Genomic DNA, 12,566 nt, shown 5'->3' on the forward strand with positions numbered 1-12,566 from the left:
TCCGTGGCAATCGACATGAACCAGCAGGATGCAACCGCGCTCGCGCAGGCGATTGCGGAAGGAATCCTGAGTGCCGAACAGGCCATGGATGCCGCTCTCGACGCAGCAGAAAAATGGCGCCCGTTGGGCGCCATTGCATATCTCGATCGCGATCTGGGCCGTGCCGGTGCAATTGCATTCGATGCAGCGCCATCCAGAGCGACCTTCGCGGGCGTTCCCTCCCTGTTCAAGGATCTGGGCGGCCCCTGTGGCGGTCTGCCGATCCGGCTCGGCTCGCAGGCATTCCTCAATGCCTCACCGCAGATGGATTCCGAACTCGGTCGCAGGCTGCGCGCAGCCGGACTCAACTTTTTTGGCACCACCACCGTGCCAGAATTCGGCTTGGCGCTTGCGAGCGAGCCAGCGGGAGCACCGCCTGCACGCCATCCCTTCGATAAAAGGCTTTCACCCGGCGGGTCATCCGGCGGAGCGGCGGCAGCCGTCGCAGCCGGGATAGTCGCAATCGCTCATGCAACCGACGCTGGCGGTTCCATTCGTGTGCCCGCTGCAACCTGTGGTCTCGTCGGTCTGAAACCAAGCCGGGGCGCCATGCCAGCGGGTCCGCATTTCGGCAATTATCTTGCAGGCATTGCGAGCGAATTTGCGCTTTGTCGTTCAGTGCGCGACGCAAAAGCGCTTTTGCCGCTTGTCGAAGGCAACACGGAAGGCTTTCTGCCTGACCCAGCGATGCAGGCGGGCGATTTGCCGAACCGCCTTCGTGTGGGCATCGTGACCGGCGATCTCGCAAACTATCCAATCACATCAGAGCGCTTGCAGGTTGTGGCAGAGGCAGCGCGTTTCCTTGAAGCGCAGGGGCACGCAATTCGCGAAATCCCCGCTTCGGAATTCAGCCCGCTGATCGCTTCCAGCGCGCGCGCGTTCGACCGCATCATTTCCGTCAATCTCGCTGCTGCAATCGATTTTCTGGCCCTTGACGAAGACAGGCTTGAACCGCTTACCCGTGCGGTTGCGGAGCGCGGGCGGCGCATGGAAGCCACCGCGCTTTACCGCGCCATGAACGCAGCCGTCAGCACCGCACATATGTTGTGGCAGATTTTCCGCGACATCGACGTACTGATTACGCCTATGCTCGCGCGCGGACCGATGCCGCTCGGTTCCTTTCCCATGGATCACGGCGATGTCGATGCGCATTGGCAGAAGATGAATGCCTTCGCGCCTTATGCAGCACTTGCCAATATTTCCGGTTTCCCGGCACTCTCGCTTCCCTTTGGAACCGACGCTAACGACATGCCGGTCGCCTTGCAGCTCGTTGCACCAATGGGCGCTGACCGGCTGCTTTTGAACCTTGGCCAGCGTCTGGAGGAGGATCAGCGCTGGCAGCACAGATTTCCCGTTGCGGGGTTGAACATATGACGACGACCGTTCTTGAACTACAGAACATCACCAAGCGATTTGGCCAGCTTACCGCCAATGACAATATTTCGCTGAAGCTTGAGCGCGGCGAAATCCTCGCTTTTCTTGGCGAGAATGGTGCAGGCAAAACCACGCTGATGAACATCCTGTTCGGCCATTATGTGCCGGATGAAGGCCGCGTCTTCGTCAAGGGCGAGGAAATCCCGCAAGGCAAGCCCCGCGCTGCCATTGATGCGGGCGTAGGCATGGTGCACCAGCATTTCACGCTCGCGCCCAACCTCACAGTGCTTGAAAATATCATCACCGGCACTGAAAGCCTCTGGAAGCTCAAATCAGCGCATGGCCCCGCGCGCACCAAGATTGCCGACATCGCCGGACGCTTCGGCCTGCAGGTCGATCCCGATGCACGGCTTGGCGATCTTTCTGTCGGCGAACAACAGCGCGTTGAAATCCTGAAAGCGCTTTATAACGAAGCCGACATTCTGATCCTCGACGAGCCGACCGCCGTTCTGACCACGCAGGAAGCCGAAAACCTGTTCGCGACACTGAAAGAGATGGCGCGTCAGGGCCTGTCGCTGATCTTCATCTCGCACAAGCTGCATGAAGTCATGTCAGCAGCCGACCGCGTTGTCGTCCTGCGCGGCGGCAAGCTTGTGGCGGAGCGCAAGGCTTCCGAAACCTCGAAGGAAGAACTCGCCGAACTGATGGTCGGCCGTCGCGTTTCGCGCCCTTCGCGCGCTGCGGCCACGCCCGGCGAAACCTTGCTGGAAGCGAAGAATGTAACGGTCGTGGAAGATGGCGCGACGCGCCTCAGCGATCTCGACTTTCACCTCCGCGCTGGTGAAACGCTCGGCATCATCGGCGTGTCGGGCAATGGGCAGGCAGCGCTCGGGCGTCTTGTTTCAGGCCTCAGCCAACCGGCAAACGGCGAACTTGTCATGTTCGGGCAGACCGTCACCAAATTCGACCCGCGCCAGTTTGTGGCGGAAGGTGTTGGCCGTATTCCGGAAGATCGCAATGCGGAAGGCGCAATCGGTGACCTGACACTTTGGGAAAATGCTGTACTGGAACGCGTGCGTGATCCGCAGTTCTCCAATGGTCTTCTGGTCAACCGGACGGCTGCGCGGGAATTTACCGACCGCATCATCAAGGATTTTGATGTGCGCGGCGGCACGCCTGATAGCCGCATTCGCCTGCTTTCCGGCGGGAATATGCAGAAGCTCATTCTGGGTCGTAATCTGGAAACCGCCCCGCGTATCCTGATCGCGGCACAGCCGACGCGTGGCCTCGACGAAGGTGCCGTCGCGGCCATCCATGCCCGCATTTTGGAAGCACGCGCCAAGGGAGCTGCCGTACTGCTGATCTCGGAAGACCTCGATGAAATTATCGGCCTTGCCGACCGGGTTCAGGCCATCGTCAAAGGCAGGCTATCGCCGCCGATCGATGCCGAGGAAGCCGATGCACAAAGGCTGGGCCTGATGATGGCCGGCGAATGGCAGACAAATACCACGAAGGGGCTGAACTGATGCGTATTGAACGACGCGAAACACGGCCCATGGCGCTGGTAGCAACCGCGCCGGTTCTCGCCGTCCTGACCGCTTTCGTGCTTGCCGGACTGCTGATAGCCGCCGCCGGTGCGCCGGTTTTGGAATCCTTCCGCCAGATCGCGATCGGCGCTTTCGGCAACAAACTTTCGATCACCGAAACGCTCACCCGCGCAACGCCGCTGATGCTGACCGGCCTTGCCGCTGCCGTCGCCTTTCGCTCAAAACTCTGGAATATCGGCGCCGAAGGCCAGTTCTATATGGGGGCTCTCGCGGTCGTCGCCTGTGGCACGCAATTGCAGCTTCCGGCTCCCATACTTATTCCACTGCTGCTCATCGTCGGTGCGATTGCAGGCATGATTTTCCTGCTTATTCCGCTCGGCCTTCGCCTGCGCTTCGGGGTCGATGAAGTGGTGACGACGCTGCTTTTGAACTTCGTTGCAGTGCTCATCGTCTCGATGATGATCGAAGGTCCGATGAAAGACCCCCTCGCCTTTGGCTGGCCACAATCCGAGCCTGTGCCGGATGCGGCAGTGCTGCCCAAAATCATGGCGGGCATGCGATTGCATATCGGTATTATTATCGCCATCGCTCTGGCTCTCATCATCGCTTATGTGCAAAAGCGCACCGTGTTCGGGCTTGAAACCAAGGCTGCAGGTCTTAATCCGCGCGCCGCGCGCTTTGCAGGCGTTCCGCTTGGCAAGACGCTGGTGAAAGTCGCCTGCATTTCCGGTGGCCTCGCTGGCCTTGCAGGCGCGATACAGGTCATGGGCGTGAAAGGCTATGTCACGACCGACCTTTCGCCCGGTTTCGGCTATTCCGGCATCATCGTCGCCATGCTGGCCAATTTGAATCCTATCGGCGCGATCTTCTCAGCGCTTTTTGCAGCCGCAATGTTCGTTGGTGCTGACGGCATGAGCCGTGCCATCGGCATTCCAAGCTTCATTGCCGATGTCACCGTGGCTCTGTCGCTCCTGACCATGCTGGTTGCTCTGTTCTTCACCCAATACAGGATCGCCCGATGAACGAGTTGATGGATATCCTGCTGTCCGCAGGCCTCTGGGTTTCGGTCCTGCGCATTGCAACGCCGCTGATCTTCGGTACGCTCGGCGCGCTTTATTGCGAGCGTGCGGGCGTGCTCAATCTCGGCATAGAAGGCATCATGACCTTCGGCGCGATGATCGGCTGGCTGACGGTCTATAATGGCGCGGATCTCTGGGTGGGCGTGCTCGCAGCGGCAGCATCCGGCGCCTTGTTCGGCCTGCTTCACGCAGCGCTCACCGTCCCGCTCGGCCTGTCGCAGCATGTTGTGGGCTTGGGCATCACGTTGTTTGCATCGAGCCTTAGCTATTTCCTGTTTCGTCTTCTGGTGCCGCTCTCTTCAACTCCGCCGACGATCACACCATTCCAGCCGATCAATCCGTCCTGGCTTGCAGATATCCCGTTCGTCGGACAGGTGCTTGGCACGCAAACGGCGCTCACGTGGATCGCCATTCCTCTGGCACTGCTGCTTGGTTATGTGCTTTTCCGCACGCCGCTTGGCCTTGCGATCCGTATGACTGGTGAAAATCCACATGCTGCCGAAGCGCAGGGCATCAACCCGATCCGCGTGCGCATCTTCACGATCATGTTCGGCAGCGCGCTTATGGCTGTCGGCGGTGCATTCCTCACGCTCTCCGCCTTCAACTCGTTCTTCCCGACAATGATGCAGGGGCGCGGCTGGGTCTGTATCGCGCTTGTCGTCTTCGCCTCGTGGAAGCCTGCCCGCGCACTTCTGGGCGCGCTTCTGTTCGCGCTGTTCGACGCGTTCCAGTTACGCCTGCAGACGGTCTACGGCAAGGTCGTGCCTTACCAACTCTTCCTGATGATCCCTTACATCATGTCGATTGTGGCGCTGATCGTCATGGCGCGCCGCGCACGTGTCCCGCAGGCGCTGATGCAGCCTTATCGTCGCGGCGAGCGATAAGCATACAAACAAAAACGGCGCCTGATGGCGCCGTTTCCTTTTATGCTGTCGAACTTATGCAGCGCTTGACTTGCCGCTCTTTTCGAAGCGCTTGCGCTCGTTCGGGTCGAGGTAGAGCTTGCGAAGGCGGATCGACTTCGGCGTCACTTCAACCAACTCGTCGTCCTGAATCCACGACAGAGCGCGTTCCAGCGTCATCTTGATCGGCGGCGTCAGCTTCACGGCTTCATCCTTGCCCGAAGCGCGAACGTTCGTGAGCTTCTTGCCCTTCAGGACGTTGACTTCAAGGTCGTTGTCGCGCGAGTGGATGCCAATCAGCATGCCCTGATAAACCTTGACGCCTGCGTCGATAATCATCGGGCCGCGATCTTCAAGGTTGAAGAGCGCGTAAGCAACAGACTCGCCCTGATCGTTGGAAATCAGAACGCCATTGTTACGGCCCGAGATTTCACCCTTGTAAGGCTGATAATCATGGAACAGGCGGTTCATGATCGCCGTGCCGCGCGTATCGGTCAGAAGCTCCGACTGATAGCCGATGAGACCACGGGTCGGCGCATAGAAAACCATACGGACGCGATTACCGCCCGAAGGACGAAGTTCGACCATCTCGGCCTTGCGCTCGGACATCTTCTGCACGACCGTGCCGGAATATTCTTCATCGACGTCGATGACGACTTCTTCCACCGGCTCCAGCTTTTCGCCGTTCTCGCCGTCCTTCATGACGACGCGCGGACGCGAAACGCCAAGCTCGAAGCCCTCGCGGCGCATGTTTTCAATCAGAACTGCAAGCTGCAATTCACCACGACCAGACACGAAGAACGAATCCTTTTCGTTCGATTCCTCGATCTTGAGCGCAACGTTGCCTTCAGCTTCCTTGAGCAGACGGTCACGGATAACGCGGCTCGTCACCTTGTCGCCTTCGGTGCCCGCATACGGACTGTCATTGACGATGAAAGACATGGTCACGGTTGGAGGATCGATTGGCTGCGCTTCCAGCGGAACACTTACCGATGGATCGCAGAACGTGTCGGCGACGGTGCCCTTGGAGAGACCGGCAATTGCAACGATGTCGCCTGCCTGTGCTTCGTCAATGGCCTGGCGCTCGATACCCCGGAAAGCAAGGATCTTGGAAATACGGCCGGTTTCGAGCAGCGTACCGTCCTGACCCAGAACCTTGACTGCCTGGTTCGACTTGATCGAGCCCGAATGAATACGACCGGTGATGATGCGGCCGAGGAATGGATCGGCTTCAAGGATGGTGCCGATCATGCTGAAGGGACCTTCGGCAACCTTCGGCGCCGGAACGTGCTTGAGAACCAGATCGAAAAGCGGAGCCAGACCTTCGTCCTGCGGACCTTCCGGGTTCAGCGCCATCCAGCCGTTACGGCCTGAACCGTAAAGAATCGGGAAGTCAAGCTGTTCGTCGGTCGCGTCGAGATTGGCGAAGAGATCGAACACTTCGTTGATGACTTCTTCATGACGACCATCCGGACGGTCGATCTTGTTGATCGCAACAATCGGACGCAAACCAACCTTCAGCGCCTTGCCGACGACAAACTTCGTCTGCGGCATCGGGCCTTCGGCAGCATCAACGAGAACGATAGCGCCGTCCACCATCGAAAGAATACGCTCAACTTCACCGCCGAAATCGGCGTGGCCTGGCGTATCGACGATGTTGATGCGCGTGTTTTTCCAGACGACCGAAGTGGCCTTCGCGAGAATGGTGATCCCGCGTTCCTTTTCGATGTCGTTGGAATCCATCATGCGTTCTGCAACGCGCTGGTTGTCACGGAACGAACCGGACTGCTTCAGGAGTTCATCGACCAGTGTTGTTTTGCCATGATCGACGTGTGCGATAATAGCGATATTACGCAATTCCATATGGAGATCACTTCTATATGAGTTGGGAGCCGCGCCAACATGACCCGCGCGGAAAAACAATGCGGCGCTCTTACAGGTTTTTTTGCATTTTTGAAAGGGGCAGCGCGAAACTGCCCCGTATTTAAGACAAAAAGCCCAGTTTTCAATGGGCTTTTACACCGTCAATCTGTCAGTTTTTTGTCAGTCAGACCTACAACAGCGTGCCGGAGAGGATCACCAGCGCGACGCTGAAATAGATCACAAGACCCGTCACATCGACCAATGTAGCGACGAAAGGCGCCGATGCGCTGGCCGGATCGAATCCAAGCCTTTGCAGTATGAAGGGCAGCATGGAGCCCGTCAGCGAGCCGAATGTCACGATGCAGACCAATGCCATGCCGACAGTTGCGGCCACCAGAATCCAGTGCTCGCCGTAATCATAAATGCCGAGCGTCTGCCAGATGGCAATACGGATGATGCCGATCACGCCGAGGAAGCTGCCAAGAGCCAGTCCCGTTGGCAATTCGCGCAAGGCGACACGCCACCAGTCCTTGAGCTTCAGTTCCTGCAAGGCGAGCGCGCGAATAATCAGCGAGGTTGCCTGCGAGCCTGAATTGCCGCCCGAAGACATGATGAGCGGGATGAACAATGTCAGCACCAGCGCCTTTTCAAGCTCCAGTTCGAAATGCTGCATCGCGCTTGCCGTCAGCATTTCACCGAGGAAAAGGATGCCGAGCCAGCCAGCACGTTTCTTCAGCATCTCGCCGAAGCCGATGCGCATATAGGGCTTGTCGAGCGCCTCCATACCGCCAAAACGATAAGCGTCCTCGCTTGCCTCTTCCGTCATGGCGTCGAGCACGTCATCAACGGTTACGATTCCGATGATGTGGCGGCTTTCGTCCACGACAGGTACGGCCAGAAGATCGTGCTTGCGGAACAGGCGAGCTACTTCCTCGCGGCTCGCCAGAGGCGAAATCGTGATCGGCTCGTCATCGCGTGCAATAGACAGGATCGGCTCGTCCGGCTGGCGGATGATGAGGCGACGCAAGCTAACCACGCCCAACAGAACGCGGCTGACCGGATCGACCACATAGATGGCATAAACCGTCTCGCGTGTGCGCTCCACCTTGCGGATATGTTCCAGCGTCTGGCCGACATTCCAGTTGGAAGGGACAGCGATGAATTCGATGGTCATGAGCGAGCCCGCCGTATTTGGCGGATAGCCCATCAATTTCTTCAGCGCGGCTTTGGTTTCAGGCGCGAGGATAGGAAACAGGCGTGAACGGTCGTCATCTTCCAGTTCCTGGAAGACGTCAGTTGCACGGTCCGCCGACATGCCGTCGAGCAGGAGGCTTGCAAGGCCGGGCGGGAGGGTAGCAATGATTTCGGTAGCACGGTGCAGCTCCGGCTGGTCGAGCAGACGGATGGCATCTTCGTGTGAAAGCTGTGCGATGACGGCGACTGCATCATCGGCATCGAGTTCGTTAACGAGTTCCACTGCGTCGCCGGTACGCATGTCCGCAATGCGGCTTGCGATGGCAGCAGCAGGGAGGTCGGCAACATTGAGTACTTCCGGGAAGAAGTTGTTGTCGGTCATGGGCTTGCCTTTCTGTCGATCCGCCGTCAAAGGCAGACCGTGCAAGCTGACCGCAAGCGATCAGATCACGAACTGCCTTGACGGCTGAAACAATCGACTGTGACTGTCGCTTGGCATAAGAGAATAAAACTCCGGTTGAAATTGCTGCCGCAGAAATCCGGCTGCGAGCGTGATGTGCGCTGGGTCGGCTATAAAGTCAAGCCCTGCGAGACAATGTCGAACGCTTTTTCCCGAAAGCTGTCTTCAATGTCGTGAACCTCTTGCCCGCCCGCTTTCTAAATCCTAAGTCTGGTTCATACCAAATTCACTTGATCTGGAGTTTCATCATGTCCGACAAGCCCGCCTACAATCATGCGCCGACTGAATGGAACGGACCGCTGGGCCTGCCGGATTTCACCGCCTTCAAGGATGACGATTTCGCATCTGCATTCGATGCTGCCTTGGCTACGGACCTCGCAGAAGTGGAAGCCATCGCCGGGGCAAAGGATGAGCCGACCATCGATAACACGCTCAAAGCGCTTCAGTTAACGGGCAAGGCGCTCGACCGCGTTTCCTCCATTTTCTGGCTGCGCGCTGGCGCGCATACCAACAACACGATCCAGGCTCTGGAACGCGAGATCGCGCCGAAAATGTCGCGTCACTATTCGCGTATCATGATGGACCCGGCGCTTTTCGCCCGCATCGACGCGCTTTATGAAAATCGCGATATGCTGGACCTCGACACCGAAACCAAACGCGTTCTTGAAAAGACGTGGAAGGGTTTTGTCCGGTCAGGCGCGAAGCTCGATGAAGCGGGCAAGACGGAGCTTGCAGGCATCAATGAAAAGCTTGCCGGACTTGGCGCCCGATTTGGTCAGAATGTGCTGAAGGATGAATCGAGCTGGGCCCTGTTCATCATCGATGAAGCCGACCTCACCGGTCTTCCTGATTTCCTGAAAAATGCCATGCAGAGTGCTGCCGCCGAGCGCGGCAGACCTGATGCCTGGGCGGTTACGTTGTCACGCTCGATTGTCGAGCCATTCCTTTCCTTCTCCGAAAACCGCGAACTGCGCGAACAGGCGTTCAATGCCTGGGCAAAGCGCGGTGAGAATGGCGGCGAAAGCGACAATCGCGACATCGTGCGCGAGATGGTGGAACTGCGCGAGCGCAAGGCCCATCTGCTCGGTTACGCCAATTTTGCCGCCTACAAGCTCGACGACACCATGGCCAAAACGCCAAAGGCGGTCATGGACCTGCTGGAGCCGGTCTGGGACAAGGCACGTGCCAAGGCCCATGAAGAAGAAGTCGAGTTGGAGCGTCTGATCGCAGCCGATGGCGGCAACCACAAGGTCGCGCCATGGGATTGGCGTTTCTATGCCGAAAAGCTACGCGCCGAACGCTTCGCCTTCGATGAAGCGGAACTGAAGCCCTATCTTCAACTGGAAAAGATCATCGAAGCCGCTTTCGACGTAGCAGGCCGCCTGTTCGGCATCCGCTTCGAGGAAAAGAAGGGCATCGCCGCATGGCACCCCGATGTGCGGGTGTTTCAGGTCTTCAATGCGGATGGCAGCGAACGCGGCCTCTTCCTTGGCGACTATTTCGCCCGCACTTCGAAGCGCTCGGGCGCATGGATGAGTTCCCTGCAATCAAGCCACAAGCTGGGTGATGGTCAGAAGCCGATCATCTACAATGTGATGAACTTTGCGAAGCCAAAGGCCGGTGAACCTGCCCTGCTCTCGCTGGACGACGCACGCACGCTGTTCCACGAGTTCGGCCACGCGCTGCATGGGCTTCTGTCGGATGTGACCTGGCCTGCGGTTTCCGGCACTGCCGTTTCACGCGATTTCGTGGAATTGCCGTCGCAGCTTTACGAACACTGGCTGACCGTTCCTGCGGTTCTCGAAAAATACGCTGTGCACTATCGCACCGGCGAAGCCATGCCGAAAGCACTTCTCGACAAGGTCCTTGCGGCCCGCACCTTCAACGCTGGCTTCAACACGGTCGAGTTCACCTCGTCCGCGCTCGTGGACATGGCGTTCCATACCGGCAAGGAGAAGATCGCTGATCCTCTCGCTTTCGAGGTGAAGACGCTGGAAAAGCTTTCCATGCCAGACGCGATCATCATGCGCCATCGCACGCCGCATTTCACCCACGTCTTCTCCGGCGACGGTTATTCCGCTGGCTACTATTCCTACATGTGGTCGGAAGTGCTGGACGCAGACGCTTTCTCGGCATTCGAGGAAACCGGCGATGCTTTCAATCCCGAACTGGCGGCGAAGCTGAAGCAGCATATCTATGCCGCTGGCGGCAGTCGTGACCCGGAAGAGCTTTACAAGGCCTTCCGCGGCAAGATGCCTACACCGGACGCGATGATTGAAAAGCGCGGTTTGAATTAGAGCATTTCCAGCAAAAGTGCGAAGCGGTTTTGCGTCGGATAATGCGTGAAAACAAATAGATAGAGCGGTTCCGACGATTCCATTTAAACCGGAACCGCTCTAAAGCCAAAAACAAAAGGCCGGGAAACCGGCCTTTTTCAACTCTTGTGGGTCAGAATATTCACAAGCCGCCCACAGGGATCACGCGTGTAGAAACGACGTACACCCCATTCCTCATCGGCCGGACCGTATTCGACGGGAAATCCCAGCGCGATGGCACGCTCCAGCACGGCATCGACATCATCGACCTCAATGGAAAGATCGGGCACCGGCGTGCCCGCTCCACCTTCGCTCATGATGCTCACCTGTACCCGCGCCTGCGCATCCGTGGCATAGGTGACGATCCAGCCGAAATCCATCACCACATCGAGGCCCAGCAAGTCGCCATAAAAGCGCTTTGCCGCCGCAGGATGACCGGCGGCAATATTGGCGACGATGCGGCAGACGGCCATCAGTATTCGCCGAGCTTGATGTCCGGCGTGTAATCGACGCCGTCGACTTCCTTCACCACCGGCTGGCCGCAATGCATGACGCCGGTCGCGGCATTGAAAGCATAGGTCGGCGAGCCATAGAGCTGCCAGCCCTTGTTGAGTGCCGCAGTGACGCGATGGCAGAATGCGGAATCATCGGGACCTGTGATGAAACGATATAACTTCATGCTGTTACTTCCTCTGTTATAACTTTACGCCCGCCTTGGCGAGCACGCGCTCGGCCATTTCAAGATGCAGACGTTCGACCATCTGTCCGTCGAGTGAGACGACGCCCTTCTTGGTATTTTCAGGCCGGGCGAAGACTTCAACAACAGCGCGGGCATGGGCCACCTCGTTCTCGGTCGGTGAGAAGGCCCGGTTAGCAGCTTCAATCTGGCCTGGATGAATCAACGTCTTGCCGTCGAAGCCCATGGCGGCACCTTGCGCGCATTCTGCTTCGAAGCCAACGCTATCGCGAAAATCATTATAAACACCATCGAGAACGGTGATCCCGCCAGCGCGCGCCGCAAGAATGATCTGCATCAGCCATGGGACGAGATAAGGGCGCCCCGGTTGCGGACGCACACCGGTTTCCCGCGCAATATCGTTCGGCCCGACAATAAAACAGGCAAGCCGCACTGCCGAACGATGTCCGAGAACCGCCATTTCATCGGCATTGAGAATACCACGCGCGGTTTCAATCATAGCCCATACGCCAACTGCCGGATCGGCATCCTGACGATCAAGCCGGTTCGCCGCATCGATTATATCCTGTGGCCGTTCGGCCTTGGGAAGAAGGACCGCATCTGCCCCCATCTTCGCAGCCGCCGCGACATCATCCCTGCCCCACGGCGTTTCCGCCGTATTGACCCGTACAATCCGCTCGAAATTGACCTTCGGATGGCTTGCGAAATGCACCGCCAGCGCATCGCGCGCCGCGACCTTCGCCTCCGGGGCTACGGAATCTTCCAGATCATAGATCACGCAATCCGCTGAAAGGGTCAGCGACTTTTCCAGAGCGCGAGCATTGGCGGCAGGAACGAACAGGACAGAACGGCGGGGACGAACAGCGGTTTTCATATCCCGATTTGTGCACCGAACCGCACGGCAGCGCAAGCGCGGAGAGCACGAACAGGCGGGCCTTGAAATCCGCATCATCTCTGCTTATTTTCCGATCTTCGGTTGGAATGCACCGGCCGCCCGCAGCCTTACGGCCATGGTAAAGCATTCTGAAACTTCGTTTTTGTTCCGGTGACGGCAGAAACGGCAATGCGAGCACCCGTTCATGAAAACGCCGCTCAC

At 58.2% G+C, this 12,566-nt stretch carries 10 protein-coding genes; 5 read left to right on the forward strand and 5 right to left on the reverse strand.

The window, feature by feature from the left end; genetic code table 11:
* Positions 1-15 precede the first annotated feature (15 nt).
* From HWX93_RS02075 to HWX93_RS02090, 4 genes are read left to right on the forward strand one after another with little or no spacing between them, the layout of a single operon-like run.
* Entirely contained in the window at positions 16-1,413 is a 1,398-nt protein-coding gene (locus tag HWX93_RS02075; RefSeq protein WP_176036325.1) for an amidase, read from the forward strand.
* The gene (locus tag HWX93_RS02080; protein ID WP_176036326.1) at positions 1,410-2,939 is read left to right on the forward strand and encodes an ABC transporter ATP-binding protein; all 1,530 of its coding nucleotides are present in this window, start codon (positions 1,410-1,412) and stop codon (positions 2,937-2,939) included. The genes HWX93_RS02075 and HWX93_RS02080 overlap by 4 nt, the downstream gene beginning before the upstream one ends.
* A complete protein-coding gene (locus tag HWX93_RS02085; protein WP_109987498.1) occupies positions 2,939-3,982 on the forward strand; it encodes an ABC transporter permease in 1,044 nt (347 codons plus the stop codon). The genes HWX93_RS02080 and HWX93_RS02085 overlap by 1 nt, the downstream gene beginning before the upstream one ends.
* Positions 3,979-4,923, forward strand: a complete 945-nt coding sequence (locus HWX93_RS02090) for an ABC transporter permease (RefSeq protein ID WP_109987499.1) — start codon at positions 3,979-3,981, stop codon at positions 4,921-4,923. Before HWX93_RS02085 ends, HWX93_RS02090 begins: the two co-directional genes overlap by 4 nt.
* 54 nt (positions 4,924-4,977) lie before the next feature.
* Here HWX93_RS02090 and typA read toward each other — a convergent pair whose 3' ends face one another.
* Both typA and mgtE read right to left on the reverse strand, forming a co-directional pair.
* Complete coding sequence (gene typA, locus HWX93_RS02095) at positions 4,978-6,804, reverse strand: translational GTPase TypA (RefSeq protein ID WP_109987500.1); 1,827 nt, start codon at positions 6,802-6,804, stop codon at positions 4,978-4,980.
* A 190-nt stretch (positions 6,805-6,994) separates the two neighbouring features.
* Positions 6,995-8,380: a magnesium transporter gene (mgtE, locus tag HWX93_RS02100; protein WP_176036327.1), complete on the reverse strand. Its 1,386-nt coding sequence runs from the start codon at positions 8,378-8,380 to the stop codon at positions 6,995-6,997.
* 326 nt (positions 8,381-8,706) lie between these two features.
* Between mgtE and HWX93_RS02105 the strand changes: the two genes are divergently transcribed.
* Positions 8,707-10,755, forward strand: coding sequence for a M3 family metallopeptidase (locus HWX93_RS02105; RefSeq protein ID WP_176036328.1), 2,049 nt, complete (start codon positions 8,707-8,709; stop codon positions 10,753-10,755).
* A 137-nt stretch (positions 10,756-10,892) separates the two neighbouring features.
* On the opposite strand, the gene HWX93_RS02110 is transcribed toward HWX93_RS02105, so the two are convergent.
* Genes HWX93_RS02110 through HWX93_RS02120 form a run of 3 tightly spaced genes read right to left on the reverse strand, consistent with a single transcriptional unit; the run spans position 10,893 to position 12,344 of the window.
* Positions 10,893-11,246, reverse strand: coding sequence for a VOC family protein (locus tag HWX93_RS02110; protein ID WP_176036329.1), 354 nt, complete (start codon positions 11,244-11,246; stop codon positions 10,893-10,895).
* Positions 11,246-11,452, reverse strand: coding sequence for a DUF1737 domain-containing protein (locus HWX93_RS02115; protein ID WP_002965766.1), 207 nt, complete (start codon positions 11,450-11,452; stop codon positions 11,246-11,248). The genes HWX93_RS02110 and HWX93_RS02115 overlap by 1 nt, the downstream gene beginning before the upstream one ends.
* Positions 11,453-11,468: 16 nt before the next feature.
* Positions 11,469-12,344, reverse strand: coding sequence for an HpcH/HpaI aldolase/citrate lyase family protein (locus HWX93_RS02120; protein ID WP_176036330.1), 876 nt, complete (start codon positions 12,342-12,344; stop codon positions 11,469-11,471).
* Positions 12,345-12,566: the final 222 nt, after the last annotated feature.

The sequence above is a fragment of the Brucella tritici genome, assembly GCF_902825325.1.
Lineage (GTDB): Bacteria > Pseudomonadota > Alphaproteobacteria > Rhizobiales > Rhizobiaceae > Brucella.